This is a genomic window from Neobacillus niacini, from assembly GCF_036961885.1.
GTDB lineage: Bacteria > Bacillota > Bacilli > Bacillales > Cytobacillaceae > Neobacillus > Neobacillus niacini_H.
Map to the genome: position 1 here is coordinate 24,374 of NZ_JBALNQ010000008.1, position 14,884 is coordinate 39,257.

Consider the following 14,884-nt stretch of genomic DNA (forward strand, 5'->3'; position numbering starts at 1 on the left):
AGTTCAGAGCCAATTTCTATGTGATCTTCCTGAATCCAGATCCAAACAAAATGACCTATTTTTAGAAAAACCTTGCTTATGTGCCGATTCGGAGATTTATGTGCCGAATTTTTGTTTTATGTGCCAAAAATCATTTTTATGTGCCAAACCGAACGTTTTATGTGCCGAAACCTACCTCAGCCCAACCTCAAGTTTTTTCAACGTAAATACGATTACCCATAGAGCAACGCCTGTTATGATTGACGCCAACCAAGGAAAGTCAAAGGCGGGACCAAAGTCTGGAATAAATTTAGTTAATGCGATGACGAGCCCCATCGAGATGGCTCCGAAAATTCCAACCTTGACTGTATCTTTCTTTTCACTAGCCTTTTCATTAAACAAGGAATGTTGGATGGTCCTAAAGATAAACCATACCCCGAACCCGACGGAAGCTAAGATAAATGCAAACATCACCAAAGAGGAGAAGATATAAACGCTAGAATCCACATCCTTGAATTGTGAGATAACGACAATCACCACTCCCCGGATCATTAACATCCAACTTACTAGATTAAGAACAACCCCCATAATAAATGGAACAACCTCTCGTTTTTGCTCCTTCGGCAGGTTCTCGATGATTTCATTCGCATAGCCTTTAGGGTCATCACCGAAAATGTCCCACGCCGACTTGCCTTCGATTTGACCATCAAGGAGATGATCCAGCATTTCCATCAATACTTCCTCGGATTGTTGCTCGGACAGAGATAATTGCAGCCGAATGTAAATCAGCATGTCCCCATAGTATTTTTCGTTCTCTGGCGTGAGCTGTTCACGTTTGCGGTTATTTTCCTCAATTAATTGTTTGGCCTTCATGGTCATTTCCTCCCCTTAAATAAAGAATTAACTGGTTCAACCATCTGTTTCCACTCTGTAACAATCATGTCTAGCGACTCTTTACCTTCTTCGGTTAAATGATAATACTTTCGGTTTGGGCCAGAATCGGAGGGCTGCATTTCCCCCTTGATAAGGCCGTTTTTCTGTAAGCGGAGCAATACGGGATAAATCGTACCCTCGCTAACATCACTTAATCCGAAGTCCTGAAGCTTCTTCGATAATTCATAGCCATAAACAGGTTCTGCTTCAATAACGGCTAAGACGCAACCATCCAAAATTCCCTTTAGTAATTGGCTTCTTAAGGACATGGTATAAGCTCCTTTTCTTTTCTTTGTTATAAGGTACCATCATAACTATGTTGTTTAGCAAGGTAGCTGATGAAAAAAATAACTACATTGTTAAACAAGATAGCCATTCAAAAAACAACTACTTGGTTATGCATAGTAGCTAAATTTATAGTACCTTTTTGTTCCATTCCTGTCAATGTGAATCCAAAAAAATGGGGAGGGCAAGTTCGCTTCTAAAGTTACATATTGATGAACAGATGAAGCCTGCATTCGCATTAAAACAAATGCAGGCTTCATCTTTGCAATAGAGAAACAGATTAAAAAGCGTTTGGTTTTCTCTCTAGTAAACTCATAAAGTTCCTTCTGTAATAAAACAACAAATACCCAAGAGTGAGGACAAGTAGAACTGCTAAAGGAAGTAATGAGTGGTCAAGGAACAAATGGAGCAGGAAGATATTGGCGACGATGGGTGATAAAATAGCAATGGCCAACGGGATAAATTGGTTAATTAATAGTAAAATTCCACATATCACTTCGAGGGTTTTTTCTACAATTAGTAGATAGTTAAATTCGAATAATGCCATGGCGTCGGGACTTGTTGCGATAAAGGGTTCAAGGCCAAGGATGACAAAATACCCGTTCAACCCCGCTACTAAAAAAACGACTCCTAAAAATAATCTGCATACTAGCATCAATTGTTTAGTCAAGTTCCATAACCCCCACTTAAAGTCTATGCAACTGATGACGAATATACCTAATTCTGAGCCTTTTCTAAAGCTAGTTTAATCCCAAAACCTATCAGGATCGTACCGGTTGCGGCTTCCATCACACGTTGGGTCCTGGGCCTCTTCATAAAAGCGCCAATTTGATTAAGTAGATAAATATAAATGAAAAACCATATGGCGGTTAAAAACGTATACGTGATTCCCATGATTAGAAACGGAATTAGAGTTGGGCTGCCTGAATCGACGAATTGAGGCAGGAAGGTTAGAAAAAAGACAGCTACTTTTGGATTGAGGAGGTTGGTAAGAAAACCTTGTTTAAAACAAGATTTGCCTTCATACCTACTCTCGGCACTTATTTCTGGAGTGACTTGCTTGTTCCATAGTGCCCATAATGTCTTGGCTCCTAAATACACAAGATAGGCGGCGCCGGCGTATTTGAAGAAAGAAAATAACAAGGCTGATTTCACAATGATGGCTGAAAGTCCGGCAACGGCGGCCAACGTATGAATCAGTAGTGCAGAACAAGTACCAAGCATCGTTTTAAACCCACCCGTTCTTCCGACAGAAAGGGTATTTTTTGTGGCAATCGCCGTATCAGGGCCAGGTAAAAGAATCAGCAAAATACACATAACGACGAACAAATAAAAATTCTCCATTAGCATCGGCCCCTTCGTGAAATAGTGGTTAAGATTAATTTACCATAAATAGTGTGAATAGTAAGTAATTTTATCCCGCAACCAGAGGAGTAGTAGGGAGCTTTTCATGGTATTCCATTAGGGCTGCCATATTTCCTCTTCATCTATACTAACGGGTGTATAGAATTGATTGATAAATAATATGTAAACCGAAAAAAGAATGCAAGACCCAAAAATCAAAAGACTAAATCTCGGAAAAAGGGTTACTCCTGAAGTAAGAGGGACGAGTCGGCTCAGTAGCTCCCTACTGGATAAATCATGCAAAAAAAGCCATCAGAACCGTCGGACGGATCTCATGGCTTTATAACGGATAAATCAGGAAAAAGGCCATCAGAACCTTCCCTCCGGTACATCATCCTCATCTATACGTAAGGGTGAAGCATAAACATTAATAAATAATATGTAAACCGGGAATAGCAAGGAAGATCCAATAATTAAAAGACTATATCTCGGAAAAAGTGTATCTCCGAATTGGATAGGAAGTAACCCTCTAATTATCGCGAATAAAAGGATAAAGTAGGGTAGCCACAGAATGAGTGGCCAATAGCTGTGTTTGCTGCCGATCATCCATTTTCTTGTTAAGGTAATAAAGATAAGTGTTGAAAGGAGAAGTCCAATCACATTAATAATCGCAATGATAAAATAAACATGATCCCAATCCCAGCCAGTTATATCACTAATACGGTATACATTGATGATGAGTTCGATTGCGAGAAACAAGGCTAATGCGTATAAGGCACTAATCGTATTTAACTTTATAAAAAATTTCATTTTAACCTCCGAAAGTAAGAAACAGCACTGAGCCACTCTGAGTAAAATTATTATACCCCTTCTTTAGAAAACCCGCACTGTTGTGGAACTAGAAAAGAGGAGAAAGTTGGTAGCATGCAGAATTGAAATTCTTTCTGAAGCAGCGCCTCAATGGAGATTATTTCACTTCTTCGACAATGGATACTCCTTCACTTTGATCATGATCGGTCCATTTCCATTTTTCATGTAATCGAATTCGTCCATCTGGAAGTGTTTCTGGAATAGAGTAGCATTGACCGCCCCTTATTTCGTTTTTTGCATTAACATGGTTATATCTAAATTGTAAACGACCATCGGCCTGAACGAAACCAATTAATGTTCCTTTTACAATTTCTCCTCCGCAATAGGAAGCTGATAGGATGTTCCCTTCTTGTTTGTATTCAAAAAATGTCTTAGAAGAAACTTCTCCGTTTGCCGTATTTTCAACGGAAACAAATTTTCGACCATTATAATTTATCACTTGTTGATCCTCCTAAAAAATTTAATATTCTAATAACTTATCACATTTTTGGCACGTTACTCAATCGTTAAATATACTAGAAGGAATTTAAAATACTGAGATAGAAAGAATATGTAAGCGGGTAAGCAAAAAACTTTTCAACCATGTATCGGCAAAACCGAATGCAGCGGTTCGACTAAATGATGGTTATTTGACGTATGTAGAAATATGAAGAATTCAGAGGTGGCTTACTATGAGTAACTTAGTATTTTATGGTGCAATTAGCTTGGATGGCTATCTCGCACGCGAGAATCACTCATTGGATTGGTTGTTTGGGACGGAAGGGGAAGATGAGACTGGGTATGAGGAATTCTTTGAGAGTGTTAATACGATTCTTATGGGTAGGAGTACATACGATCAAATCGCCATCCTATCGCCAGATAAATTCCCGTATGAAGATAAGGAATGCTATGTCTTTTCTCGCACTTTGAAAGGCTCTTCAGAACATGTGAATTTTATTAATGAAGATATTGTCGACTTCACCCAGTCCCTAAAGAAGCAAGACGGCAAACGGATTTGGATTGTCGGCGGGGGAGCGGTGCTGCAGCCGCTGTTGCAAGCAAAATTAGTCGATGAGTTTATAATTCAAATCACGCCCGTCATCATTGGTCGGGGGATACCAATGTTTGTGCCAGGCGAGCAGGAGAACGAACTGACCCTGGTCGATGTTCGACGGTACAAGCAATTTGCTGAACTGCATTATATAAAAAAATAGTCACCGGACTTCATTAAGGAGTGAGAAGTTGAAGAAAAAAATCGGCTGTTTACACGCCCATTATTCAAATATCGACTATATCGAAACCGCACTATCTGCTTATAACTTCAAGTTAAGTCATTTCGTTGATCCAGGTTTAATGCAGCGAGTGACTTCCGATCCAAGTTTCACGGAGGCGGAAGCGGAAAGGAAAGTGAAGGATCAAGTAGAATGGATCGTTAAGACGGGTGTGGATGCTGTTCTAATTACGTGTACCAACTACATTGCATTGTTAAAAGAGGAAACACTCAACGTCCCGATCATCAAGATCGATGAACCGTATTTTGAAGCCATTTGCAAGATTGATGAGCCGCAAACGATCCTGTTTACGAATCCTAATACCGTTTCAGGTACGATGACTCGTCTGCAGCATTATGCACAGCATCATCTGAAAACGCTGGATATCGAGGTGGTCGTCATTGAAAATTCATTCGAAATATTTATGCGTGGCGAGAAGGAGAAGTACCAACGAGAAGTGGCCAATGCTTTGAAAAAACAAAATCAGCAGCGGATTGTTTCGGTTGCCCAACTTTCAATGGTTGCAGCCGCACAGCAGGTTGAGCGCGAGGCTTCTATGACCATCATCAACCCATTAGATACGCTCGTTTCGTCTATGGTGAATCAATTAAAGCTATCGTAAAAATGCGGAACAGAGCTTAAACTTTGTTCCGCATACCTATTTACATTCCTTTGCCGCCTCTTGGAACAAATGTAGATATCCTCTCCATGCCCGCCAGGATAGGTTTCGCCCGCTGGATTAAGGTTTGGGTGGATTCCAATGTTAATGAGGCTTGATGGGCACTCTCGCTACTCCACACTTCATAAACATACACAGAATTTGGATCCGCCGGTGCTACACTCACAAGATATAATTCACAATCACCAAGAGTGTCCATCGATTCCGCAGCTTCTAATAAAATCGTCGCCAACTGCTCTCGTTCGCCTTCTTTGGCAATCAATTTGCCGTATATCCCGAATTTCTCCACATGTTAAACCTCCTCGTTTTAGGTACCATTCTACTTTGATAGCCCAAATCCCTGTTTGTTAATCCCTTTTTTTCTTGGAAAAAGGAAATTTTTTGAAGTCTATTTTTTTGAAAAATAATGGGTAAATTAAGAGGGAAAATATAATCAAGGTAGGGATTCCTATGAGTGATGCTCATCGCGAGGCTTTAAATAAGTTAATAAAAGAACAACGAGAGGGAGCGAGAAACTGGCTCCACTATTGGCAAGAGTATTCTGCATTTGATACATGGCAATTTTGGTTTTATGTAATTGCTTTTGTGGCGCCGCTTGTGATTCTTTTCTTTACGATTGACTGGAAAAGAGCACTGCAGATTGGTTTTTATGGGTTCAATGTCCATGTTTGGTTCTTTTACTTTGATGAATGGGGGTCCACCCAGACGTTTTGGACCTATCCCTATAAAATGATACCGCCGGTCCCCAATAGTTTCGGATTGGACTCGTCGCTTGTGCCCGTCCTATTTATGTTGGTATACCAATGGACCATAAATAATAAGAAAAACTATTACCTCTATACACTGCTTTTGAGTTTATTTCTTTCGTTTATCGTAAAGCCGTTAATGGCCCTACACCATTTAATCGTGTTGGACAGGGGCGCAAATTACTTTCACTTATTTTTGATCTATATCGTAATTCTTGTCGTGTCAAAGCTGATTACTGACTTCTTTTTACATTTTCAAAAAAAGGCACAAGAGCGGAGTTAAATGAAGCTTTCCTGGTTGGAGGGAAAACATTGTACCTGCCAAAAGGATTTCCATATCTGCCGATTTCGAGCGCTTACCTGCCAAGCTTCCATTTTACCTGCCAAAACCCGTTGTTTACCTGACGAATCAATACCACCACTACACCAAACGCTGAAAAAGCCAGGCGGCAGCCTGGCTTAGGTACTTGTGTTTCTTATAAATGGATATTCAGAAGCCGATTTAGCATAATCCCTTGGCGGTGGAAGCCATTTTTATTACCTTTTTTAAGCTAAAAAAGTCTAACCTGCCAAAAAAATCTCCTCATCTCTAACACACCTCTTCAACGAACGAGAATGCCACATGTGTGCGTTCGTTTTATTGAATGCATGATTGAGGGCTATTCGCTGAGAAAATGTGCCGAGCACTGTCACCGACACGAACATAAAGCTTCGGATTCCTGCTTATTCTTGTTAAGCTCACGGGCAGGTTTGGGATTAGCAATCCATAAGAAACAACCCAAGTTGAATTATGCTAAAATCTAGTTAATGTATAATATAGATATCCCTCATGAACAAAGGAGAACTGAAAATGAGAAAACTCGTTCTATTTCTGCACGCATCGCTTGACGGTTTTGTAGAAGGGCCGAATGGTGAAATGGACATTGGCTGGGTTTCCTACGATGATGATTTGGAGAAACACGCGAAAGAAATTCTGAGTACTGCCGACACTGTTATTTGGGGACGTGGGACTTATAAAATGATGCACAGTTACTGGCCATCTGTGCCTTCGAACCCATCAGCTTCGCAGCATGAACGGAATCATGCCGAGTGGATCGAGAAGACAGCAAAAATCGTTTTTTCCACGACGCTGGAGAATGTCGAGTGGAATAATTCCAGACTCATAAAAGAAGATATCGAGGAAGAGATCATTAACCTCAAACAGCAGCCAGGCAAGGATATGGTCATCCTCGGCAGTCCTAGGCTGGCACACCACCTTATGCAGCTTGATTTAATTGATGAGTATAAAATTACAGTTTCTCCCGTCCTGATCGGTAAGGGATTGCCGTTATTCCAAGGTCTCAAGGAAAAGATCAATCTAAAGCTAATTGAAAACAAGACCTTTGATTCTGGAGCCATAGGTCTCGTTTACCAGAAGGTAAGATGACCTTTTTACTTAAGGTGATTACGCTAACGGGAGACGATAGCTCAATTAACCGCCTTTCCACAAAGGCGGTTTTCATATGGTCACAAATCAACATTAGAATTTAACATAGCCTAAGTTAAAAAAATCTTATCTGCCAAAAGTCTCCCTTCACCTGCCATTTCGAAGTGCTTACCTGCCAAACTTCCATTTTACCTGCCAAAACCCTTTGTTTATCTGCCAAATCAATTCCACCACTGCGCGAAACGCTGAAAAAGCCAGGCAACAGCCTGGCTAAGGTATCTTATACACTACCTACATTTTTTCAAATCAAGAATAGTCTGGAGGTGCATGCCTTCGTGAAAGATGGTTCGGATTAAGACTTGCTCGATGGTGTGCATTCCCATTTCGGTTGGCGGGAATTCTTCCTCTAGGCGCTCGCCATATTTCGCTTTTATTTGCGCAGGCTGCTCCTTTAACAGGCTCTTTAACTCTTCAAATGAAGGTGTTTCAGGGGTAAAGTCTGTTGGTGACGTTCCATACCCGAACCATGTGTGAAAGGGTTCAGGAACATCGCCCACTTCCTTTGTCACCGCTTGGATCCATAGATATTGATCGAGATAAATATGGCCAAGGTTCCAGCGAATATTATTGTTGAAGTTCCTGGGAACCCACTCAGCATCCACTTCTGTAACATTTTCTAGTACGCCTAAAATTTCACTTCGATAGCCTTCTAACTGTGTAAATAAGACTTCATGTCTTTTATTCATCTCCACCCGCTCCTTCCATTTTTACAGATAAGTATTCGTTAAAAAGGTCCGATTTCCTGCAAAACTGTCAGATTAGGTGACGCAAGGTACTTCCTCACGTCAAAAATGGCAACTGGATACAAAACAAACAGACAGCCACCTCGATCTCAGTTAGCGGTATTCGAGCATTTGACCACCCCAGCAGGAATTTATGTTAACGAAATAGAAGAATAGGTGAACGAGGGAGTGTGGTCAACGTGATTAAAGCGGTCTTATTTGATTTAGATGGTACGTTGTTAGACAGGGACGAATCTGTAAAAAGGTTTATTAATCGGCAATACGAGCGGTTGAATATGGAGCATATTCCACGAGAGAACTATGTGGAGAGATTTATTGAGTTGGATCAGCGCGGGTATGTGTGGAAGGATCAAGTGTACCAGCAAATGGTCAAGGAATTTGGGATTACTAAGCTCACGTGGGAGGAACTGCTTCAGGATTATATCGAAGACTTTAAAAATCATTGTGTTCCATTTCCGAATCTCATCACTATGTTAGAAGAGTTGAAGAGTAGGAATCTACTAGTAGGAATGATTACAAATGGTTGGGGGCAGTTCCAGCTGGATAATATAAAGGCTTTAGGGATCGAAGAGTATTTTGATACGATCTTAATTTCAGAATGGGAAGGGATAAAAAAGCCAGATCCCGAACTCTTTAAGAGGGCCCTAGAGCGACTGAAAGTTTCAGCGAGTCAAAGTGTTTTTGTAGGGGATCATCCTGAAAATGATGTGAAAGCGGCCCGTAATGTTGGCATGAAAGGAATATGGAAAAAAGACTCTCAATGGAACGAAGTGGAAGCAGATTTTATCGTAGATGATTTGGCAAAAATCCCATTCCTAATTTAAAAAGTACATGTAGAGCATTCTCATAGAGACAGGCGATCCTATCACAATGGGGGATAGAAATGAAAACAAGAAATAAGCTAGTGCGGATGGCCAAGGTGCTTTCGATGGCCTTTGTTATTTTTCTACAAATCTATTGGTTTAAAATTCGTCGAAAGCCGCAAGCGGAGTGGGACATCCTTTGGGGGAAAATAGGAGAACGGTATCGAAAAACATTGTTTGAGTTAGAAGGCTTATTGATTAAGGTGGGACAGATTTTAAGCACCCGAGCAGATTTGCTTCCGAAAGCCTTTATTAGTCAAATCGAGGATCTGACCGATAACGTTCCGCCATCAAATTGGAGTGAAATTGAGGGGATTCTTGCAGCGGAATGGGGTCAGTCGCTCCAGCAACAGTTTCTTTCAATAGAAAAAACAGCCATTGCCTCCGCCTCCATTGGGGATGTGTATAAAGGTGTGCTGCATGATGGAACAGAGGTCGCAATTAAAGTAAAACGTCCTTATATCGATACCATTGTGCAAACGGATTTCCGTGTTTTAGCGATCATCATTTGGTTTGCGGATCACCTTGTTCCCATTCCAAAAGGGTTTATTAATTTTAACGTGCTATTTAAGGAATTAAAAGATGTGATTGAGCGGGAGCTTGATTATTCAAAGGAACTTGACAACATTTTGTTTTTTCGGGAGAGATTTAAGGACATGGATGTTGTCCAAATTCCTTCGGTCTATTCCGAGCTCAGCACGTCGAATGTACTGGTAATGGAATGGGTGGATGGCACACGCATCACCGATTTCGAATCTATAGAAAATACTACCCGAAAAGAGCTTGCGCAGCAGCTGATGAAAGTGTTTCTTCCTCAATGGCTCGAGCCTGGCAGATTCCATGCCGACCCGCATCCAGGAAACATTCTGGTATCGAAGGAAGGGAAAATCATCTTACTTGATTTTGGGATGATTGGCGAAATCACCAAAAAGGACGCCGCGCATTTTCAAAAATTGATTGAGAGCTTTCTTTCTAAAGATTATTCGCAAGCGGTGGCGAGCTTAGCGCAATTAGGATTTTTGCTTCCGGATGCTGAAACGAGAACGATCGAAAAGCTATTAGCCGAATTGGCCTCGTTCCAACCCGAACAATTAAAGGAAATGGACCTACTCGCATTAAAAATAGAAATGAATGATATGATTCAAGCCCTGCCGATCCAGGTTCCCACAAGATTTGTTTTTTTAGGACGTTCGTTTGTCACCATTGAGGGGATTATCCGTAATTTGGCTCCAGAGGAGGAGCTGCTCGATTTAGGTAAACCAGTATTCATGGAGTGGCTAAATAAACAAGGGAAAAATAAATGGTCGTGGGTATGGCAATGGATTCAGTCACAGCCTGCTTTTAAGCTGATCCATTCCGTAACTGAATTTCTCGATGCTCCACAAAAACTAGCAGATCTTAGAGAAATCGAACAACGAAGGCAATTTCAATTTACCATCTATGAAAATAATAAAAAGCGTTTATTTCTAGTAACACTGCTTGGAATGATCGGAATTGTAGCGGGCATCTATACCTCAGATGATTTCATTCGCAACCTGTCGTCGGGAGTATCCGCTACTAGTCTTATCGGTTACTTAGTAAGTAATCATAAACAGAAAAAATGGATGAAATACATGCATGAAAAACGGTAATCGTTTCAACAAGGTCAATATTTGCAGATTGGCCTTTCTATCTGCCAAAGACAATTGTTCACCTGCCTGCCACGATGAAACAACGAAAAAGCCAGGCACAATACCTGGCTTCCAACTGTATAGTATTAATAGAATCTCTTAAACCCATCAAAATGCTCGGTATAATAAGGGCTGCCCAGGTTCGAAATCGATACGCCTTTTTTCTCGTCAGCGTGGATAAATTGGTTGTCACCGAGATAAATGCCGACGTGGGAGATACCTGGTTTATAGGTATTTTGGAAAAAGACGAGGTCGCCTGGCTGCGGCTGGTCGACGTAGTAGGTACGGCTGTAGTAGCCTGCAGCGGAATAGCGTCCGATGCTCTTGCCACTTTGGTTGGCAACATAATAAATGAAACCACTGCAATCAAAGCCACTTAGTGTAGAACCACCCCATGCATAAGGAGTGCCAATTACGCTCTTGGCTGTGTTAACAAGGGTCCCAGCAAAATCTGTCACCTGTGGCGGTTGAGTCGTACCAGCACCAGCACCAGAAACCGTAAGCCTTTGGCCAACATAAATCCGATCAGATGTTAATCCATTAACGGTCTTTAATTCAAGAACCGTCATTGCAAATTGCAAGCCGATTTTGCTAAGGGTATCGCCGCTTTTCACGATATATTCACTACTTGGGGCAGTCGGCGTTGGTGGTGCAGGAGGAGCAGGTGTTGTCGGCGCTTGCGGCGGTGCTATTGGTGTTTGTGCCGATACGCTAAGGACTTGTCCAACATAGATCAAATCGGACAACAAACCGTTTACTTTCTTTAATTCCTGGACGGTGGTTCCAAATTGCTTGGCAATTTTGCCGAGATAATCGCCACTTACAACGGTGTAGGAAGTGACGGTGACAGCCGGTGCGGCAGGTGCCGGTGCCAGTAAGGTTACATTCGCTACCTTGAGTGTTTGATTGATAAAAATCAAATCGGACGAAAGTCCATTCCATTGCTTTAAATCGCTTACGCTTGTTTGGTACTGTTTGGCAATTTTCGATAAAGTATCGCCTTTTTGCACGGAATAGGTATTGGCTGAAGCCATTCCTGCATAGGCGCCAGAGAGAATGGCGACAGTTACGACTGCCGTTGCGACTTTTTTCTTCATTTTTCCTCATCACTCCTGTCATTATTCAGCTTTCTATCTACTAGTCTACCATAGAATTTTGCCTATTTATGCAGAATTTAACAAAAATAGACACGGAATATTCTAAAAATAAATCAAACACATGATTTACAACTAATAGGAAGTTTAGTAGAATAGGCGAAGAAGTATCGAAGAAAGGAGAATATTGTCAAATGGGGGAAAAGAATAGCAAAGAAGAGATATCGGATAATGAATTCTCTGACATTGTTAAAAAAGCTTATGATCGCGGCATGAGTGATCATGGCATGACGGTGCAACAACTACTTGCTGATTTGAAAAATGACCTTTTAAAGCTAAAGGTTCCTAATATATAGAAAAAAGGCAAACTAGGATATCAATCTAGTTTGCCTTTTTGTTGATAAAATAATCTAACAGGAATTGCCCCCAAACCTGGTAGCCTTGTTCATTTGGCCCCTCTTGGCCCTTTTGGCCCTCAATTAAATACTTCTTAATGTCAGGATTGTCTGTTGCCGGCCAGGCTTTCCAATGATCAAGATAGGTGATGTTGTTTTCTCGTGCAAATTGTTTTAAGGCGGCCACTTGGTCAGCATAATATTTCGGAAGATAGATGGGATGCGATGGCTGCAGAATGAAGGTGGTGTCAGGATTCTCCGCCTTAATAGCTGCCATGATTTTCGTTAGGTTCGCTAACGTGGCATCGATTTTCACAGGCCCATTATCGTTTAATAAAAATGGCTCGATGACCACCAGCTGTGCTTTTTCAGCTGCCAACTCAAGCTGTTTATTTTCAGCGACTATTTCTTTTGTTGTCTGATCGTATGTATAGTGGGCAGTCTGGATCACGTTACTGCCAAAGTTCGCTGTTAACGCTTGTGTTACGACTTTCTCCCATTCGCTGCTACTCGAACCTACAAAAAGAACTTTAAAAGGCTGTTTGGATTCCAAGGATTGTTTTAGCTGCTCTTTTGCAGTTTCAGGCCATTTTGCAGCAAGTTCCATGTACGTATCGACTTCTTGCTCATAAGGCTCGACAGTGATGACGGGTTGAACGGCTTTTACAGCTGTTGTTTGCTGGTTCCAGTGGAATTGACCATACACGAGTACGCTGACACAGATAATTCCCCAAATGACTGTGAAAAAATACTTCATTTGTTTACCCCCAGATTCTTTTCTTCTATCATTATAGCAAAATTTTACATGGAATTTATTCCATTTGTAAAAAAACAACATTTTCTAACATAAAACATGGTATTATGGTGTAAGTAATTTACAAAATTCTACAATCCTATTTGGAAAAAATAGTCGAAAAGAACTAGTGATCCGAAATAAACATCAAAATATTACAGATTTCGTATTTTGGTAGGATTGATAAAAATAAATATCCACCGTTCGTCAAAAATCGACATGTACTGACATTGATACATGGTATAATAACCTTATTTTGATTCAACATTTACAGGAGGACATAATGGAAGAAACTATTAGTTTAAAAGAGTTACTAGAGACATTAAAAAAACGACTCGTTATGATCATACTTATTACGATGACAGCTGGTTTAGTCAGTGGCGTCATTAGTTACTTTTTTCTTACCCCAATCTATCAAGCTTCGACACAAATTCTCGTCAACCAAGCAAAAAGTGACCAAGCAGTATACAACTACAACGAAGTACAAACTAACCTTCAATTGATTAATACGTATAATGTTATCATTAAAAGTCCAGCGATTCTTGATAAAGTAATCGTTCAACTTGGTTTGGATATGACAGCAACAGATTTAAATGGAAAAATTAACGTCGGCAGTGAGAAGGATTCGCAGGTTGTAAACATATCGGTCCAAGATCCGGATGCGAATGTGGCGGCAGAAATAGCGAATGTAACGGCGCAAGTCTTTCAAAATGAAATTGTGAAAATCATGAGTGTCGATAATGTTAGTATTCTAGCTCAAGCACAAGTGGTTGATCATCAAGCTCCGATTAAACCACAGCCTGTTATGAATATAGCAATTGCGATTGTGGTTGGCTTAATGGCAGCAGTTGGTTTGGCGTTTTTACTGGAGTACTTTGATAGCACGATTAAAAACGAACAAGATATTGAAAAAATCTTAGAGCTTCCGATCTTAGGGGTTATTGCAACGATTGACGATCAAAAGATGGAAGAGTTGAAAAAGCGCAAAGCAGCAGGGAGCAGAACAGCAGGAAGAGGTGAGAATCTTGGCGTTTAAGAGAAATAAGAAGTTTAGACCAATGGATCCTAGCCGTAAGCTGATTACAACGCTTGATCCCAAGTCACCGATTTCTGAACAATACAGAACGATTCGAACAAATATCCAATATTCTTCAATCGATAAAGAGCTTAAAGCAATCATGGTTACCTCTTCTGGACCAGGTGAAGGAAAGTCAACAACAGCTGCAAACCTAGCAGTGGCCTTTTCACAGCTTGGCAAAAAAGTGTTACTCGTTGACGCCGATCTTCGCAAGCCAACGGTTCATCGCACGTTCAGTGTCAATAACCTGTTTGGATTCACCACTGTCTTGACGAAGCAAGCTACACTCGGTAGCACCGTTCTTGAAACAGAAGAAAAGGATCTGTATATCTTAACAAGCGGTCCAGTACCACCGAATCCTGCCGAGCTATTGAGCTCGAAATCAATGGAGCAGTTTATAGAGGAAGCGAAAGAACAATTTGATTATGTCATCTTTGATACACCGCCATTGTTAGCCGTATCAGATGCGCAAATCCTTGCGAATAAGGTAGATAGTTCGATTTTGGTTGTCTATAGTGGCAAGACGGAAATTGACCAAGCGAAAAAGGCGAAGGAATTACTGTCGAATGCACAAAGTAAATTGGTTGGCGTTGTGTTAAACCATAAAGAAGTGAAGGATAACGACTATTACTATTATTATAGTTCAAAATAACTAAATTTCGACAAATTCCCCCCC

At 40.8% G+C, this 14,884-nt stretch carries 19 protein-coding genes; 9 read left to right on the forward strand and 10 right to left on the reverse strand.

Annotated elements, in window-relative coordinates; all coding sequences use genetic code 11:
- Nucleotides 1-171 precede the first annotated feature (171 nt).
- The 6 genes from V7124_RS03760 to V7124_RS03785 all read right to left on the reverse strand — a co-directional run bounded on the left by V7124_RS03760 (nucleotide 172) and on the right by V7124_RS03785 (nucleotide 3,850).
- Nucleotides 172-852, reverse strand: coding sequence for a DUF1129 family protein (locus V7124_RS03760; protein WP_335486147.1), 681 nt, complete (start codon nucleotides 850-852; stop codon nucleotides 172-174).
- 2 nt (nucleotides 853-854) lie between these two features.
- Nucleotides 855-1,181: a PadR family transcriptional regulator gene (locus V7124_RS03765; protein WP_335486150.1), complete on the reverse strand. Its 327-nt coding sequence runs from the start codon at nucleotides 1,179-1,181 to the stop codon at nucleotides 855-857.
- Nucleotides 1,182-1,477: 296 nt separating this feature from the next.
- Nucleotides 1,478-1,867, reverse strand: coding sequence for a DoxX family membrane protein (locus V7124_RS03770; protein ID WP_335486154.1), 390 nt, complete (start codon nucleotides 1,865-1,867; stop codon nucleotides 1,478-1,480).
- Nucleotides 1,868-1,914: 47 nt separating this feature from the next.
- Nucleotides 1,915-2,541 carry a LysE family translocator gene (locus tag V7124_RS03775; protein WP_335486157.1) on the reverse strand — a complete coding sequence of 209 codons (627 nt, stop codon included), beginning with the start codon at nucleotides 2,539-2,541 and terminating at the stop codon, nucleotides 1,915-1,917.
- Between the two features lie 369 nt (nucleotides 2,542-2,910).
- Nucleotides 2,911-3,351, reverse strand: coding sequence for a hypothetical protein (locus tag V7124_RS03780; protein WP_335486160.1), 441 nt, complete (start codon nucleotides 3,349-3,351; stop codon nucleotides 2,911-2,913).
- A gap of 157 nt (nucleotides 3,352-3,508) precedes the next feature.
- A complete protein-coding gene (locus V7124_RS03785; RefSeq protein ID WP_335417390.1) occupies nucleotides 3,509-3,850 on the reverse strand; it encodes a n-acetylglutamate synthase in 342 nt (113 codons plus the stop codon).
- Between the two features lie 232 nt (nucleotides 3,851-4,082).
- On the opposite strand from V7124_RS03785, the gene V7124_RS03790 reads away from it, so the two are divergent.
- Nucleotides 4,083-4,604 carry a dihydrofolate reductase family protein gene (locus tag V7124_RS03790; protein ID WP_335486163.1) on the forward strand — a complete coding sequence of 174 codons (522 nt, stop codon included), beginning with the start codon at nucleotides 4,083-4,085 and terminating at the stop codon, nucleotides 4,602-4,604.
- Nucleotides 4,605-4,632: 28 nt separating this feature from the next.
- On the forward strand, nucleotides 4,633-5,283 hold the full coding sequence (locus V7124_RS03795; RefSeq protein WP_335486166.1) for a hypothetical protein: 651 nt from the start codon (nucleotides 4,633-4,635) through the stop codon (nucleotides 5,281-5,283).
- Nucleotides 5,284-5,323: 40 nt separating this feature from the next.
- On the opposite strand, the gene V7124_RS03800 is transcribed toward V7124_RS03795, so the two are convergent.
- Nucleotides 5,324-5,629: a putative quinol monooxygenase gene (locus tag V7124_RS03800; protein WP_335486169.1), complete on the reverse strand. Its 306-nt coding sequence runs from the start codon at nucleotides 5,627-5,629 to the stop codon at nucleotides 5,324-5,326.
- Nucleotides 5,630-5,790: 161 nt separating this feature from the next.
- On the opposite strand from V7124_RS03800, the gene V7124_RS03805 reads away from it, so the two are divergent.
- Nucleotides 5,791-6,369, forward strand: a complete 579-nt coding sequence (locus tag V7124_RS03805) for a CBO0543 family protein (RefSeq protein WP_335486173.1) — start codon at nucleotides 5,791-5,793, stop codon at nucleotides 6,367-6,369.
- A gap of 567 nt (nucleotides 6,370-6,936) precedes the next feature.
- Entirely contained in the window at nucleotides 6,937-7,512 is a 576-nt protein-coding gene (locus tag V7124_RS03810; RefSeq protein ID WP_335486176.1) for a dihydrofolate reductase family protein, read from the forward strand.
- Between the two features lie 287 nt (nucleotides 7,513-7,799).
- On the opposite strand, the gene V7124_RS03815 is transcribed toward V7124_RS03810, so the two are convergent.
- Entirely contained in the window at nucleotides 7,800-8,258 is a 459-nt protein-coding gene (locus V7124_RS03815; protein WP_335486179.1) for a DinB family protein, read from the reverse strand.
- A gap of 236 nt (nucleotides 8,259-8,494) precedes the next feature.
- Between V7124_RS03815 and V7124_RS03820 the strand changes: the two genes are divergently transcribed.
- Together V7124_RS03820 and V7124_RS03825 are read left to right on the forward strand one after the other, a co-directional pair.
- Entirely contained in the window at nucleotides 8,495-9,139 is a 645-nt protein-coding gene (locus tag V7124_RS03820) for an HAD family hydrolase (protein WP_335486182.1), read from the forward strand.
- A gap of 59 nt (nucleotides 9,140-9,198) precedes the next feature.
- Nucleotides 9,199-10,809: an ABC1 kinase family protein gene (locus V7124_RS03825; RefSeq protein ID WP_335486185.1), complete on the forward strand. Its 1,611-nt coding sequence runs from the start codon at nucleotides 9,199-9,201 to the stop codon at nucleotides 10,807-10,809.
- A gap of 125 nt (nucleotides 10,810-10,934) precedes the next feature.
- Here the strand turns inward: V7124_RS03825 and V7124_RS03830 are convergent, their stop codons facing one another.
- A complete protein-coding gene (locus V7124_RS03830) occupies nucleotides 10,935-11,945 on the reverse strand; it encodes a C40 family peptidase (protein WP_335486188.1) in 1,011 nt (336 codons plus the stop codon).
- A 191-nt stretch (nucleotides 11,946-12,136) separates the two neighbouring features.
- On the opposite strand from V7124_RS03830, the gene V7124_RS03835 reads away from it, so the two are divergent.
- The gene (locus V7124_RS03835; protein ID WP_335417366.1) at nucleotides 12,137-12,298 is read left to right on the forward strand and encodes a hypothetical protein; all 162 of its coding nucleotides are present in this window, start codon (nucleotides 12,137-12,139) and stop codon (nucleotides 12,296-12,298) included.
- A gap of 25 nt (nucleotides 12,299-12,323) precedes the next feature.
- On the opposite strand, the gene V7124_RS03840 is transcribed toward V7124_RS03835, so the two are convergent.
- Nucleotides 12,324-13,094 carry an SGNH/GDSL hydrolase family protein gene (locus tag V7124_RS03840; RefSeq protein WP_335486191.1) on the reverse strand — a complete coding sequence of 257 codons (771 nt, stop codon included), beginning with the start codon at nucleotides 13,092-13,094 and terminating at the stop codon, nucleotides 12,324-12,326.
- Nucleotides 13,095-13,413: 319 nt separating this feature from the next.
- On the opposite strand from V7124_RS03840, the gene V7124_RS03845 reads away from it, so the two are divergent.
- Both V7124_RS03845 and V7124_RS03850 read left to right on the forward strand, forming a co-directional pair.
- Nucleotides 13,414-14,166, forward strand: a complete 753-nt coding sequence (locus V7124_RS03845) for a YveK family protein (RefSeq protein WP_335486194.1) — start codon at nucleotides 13,414-13,416, stop codon at nucleotides 14,164-14,166.
- Between the two features lie 22 nt (nucleotides 14,167-14,188).
- Nucleotides 14,189-14,860 carry a CpsD/CapB family tyrosine-protein kinase gene (locus V7124_RS03850; protein WP_335486652.1) on the forward strand — a complete coding sequence of 224 codons (672 nt, stop codon included), beginning with the start codon at nucleotides 14,189-14,191 and terminating at the stop codon, nucleotides 14,858-14,860.
- Nucleotides 14,861-14,884: the final 24 nt, after the last annotated feature.

What these genes read in the sequence shown, in the direction of transcription:
- V7124_RS03825 (WP_335486185.1), top strand. Translation starts at nt 9,199, where the DNA reads ATGAAAACAAGAAATAAGCTAGTGCGGATGGCCAAGGTGCTTTCGATG.
- V7124_RS03805 (WP_335486173.1), top strand. Translation starts at nt 5,791, where the DNA reads ATGAGTGATGCTCATCGCGAGGCTTTAAATAAGTTAATAAAAGAACAA.
- V7124_RS03830 (WP_335486188.1), bottom strand. Translation starts at nt 11,945, where the DNA reads ATGAAGAAAAAAGTCGCAACGGCAGTCGTAACTGTCGCCATTCTCTCT.
- V7124_RS03840 (WP_335486191.1), bottom strand. Translation starts at nt 13,094, where the DNA reads ATGAAGTATTTTTTCACAGTCATTTGGGGAATTATCTGTGTCAGCGTA.
- V7124_RS03810 (WP_335486176.1), top strand. Translation starts at nt 6,937, where the DNA reads ATGAGAAAACTCGTTCTATTTCTGCACGCATCGCTTGACGGTTTTGTA.
- V7124_RS03780 (WP_335486160.1), bottom strand. Translation starts at nt 3,351, where the DNA reads ATGAAATTTTTTATAAAGTTAAATACGATTAGTGCCTTATACGCATTA.
- V7124_RS03845 (WP_335486194.1), top strand. Translation starts at nt 13,414, where the DNA reads ATGGAAGAAACTATTAGTTTAAAAGAGTTACTAGAGACATTAAAAAAA.
- V7124_RS03765 (WP_335486150.1), bottom strand. Translation starts at nt 1,181, where the DNA reads ATGTCCTTAAGAAGCCAATTACTAAAGGGAATTTTGGATGGTTGCGTC.
- V7124_RS03790 (WP_335486163.1), top strand. Translation starts at nt 4,083, where the DNA reads ATGAGTAACTTAGTATTTTATGGTGCAATTAGCTTGGATGGCTATCTC.
- V7124_RS03760 (WP_335486147.1), bottom strand. Translation starts at nt 852, where the DNA reads ATGAAGGCCAAACAATTAATTGAGGAAAATAACCGCAAACGTGAACAG.
- V7124_RS03850 (WP_335486652.1), top strand. Translation starts at nt 14,189, where the DNA reads ATGGATCCTAGCCGTAAGCTGATTACAACGCTTGATCCCAAGTCACCG.
- V7124_RS03835 (WP_335417366.1), top strand. Translation starts at nt 12,137, where the DNA reads ATGGGGGAAAAGAATAGCAAAGAAGAGATATCGGATAATGAATTCTCT.
- V7124_RS03815 (WP_335486179.1), bottom strand. Translation starts at nt 8,258, where the DNA reads ATGAATAAAAGACATGAAGTCTTATTTACACAGTTAGAAGGCTATCGA.
- V7124_RS03775 (WP_335486157.1), bottom strand. Translation starts at nt 2,541, where the DNA reads ATGGAGAATTTTTATTTGTTCGTCGTTATGTGTATTTTGCTGATTCTT.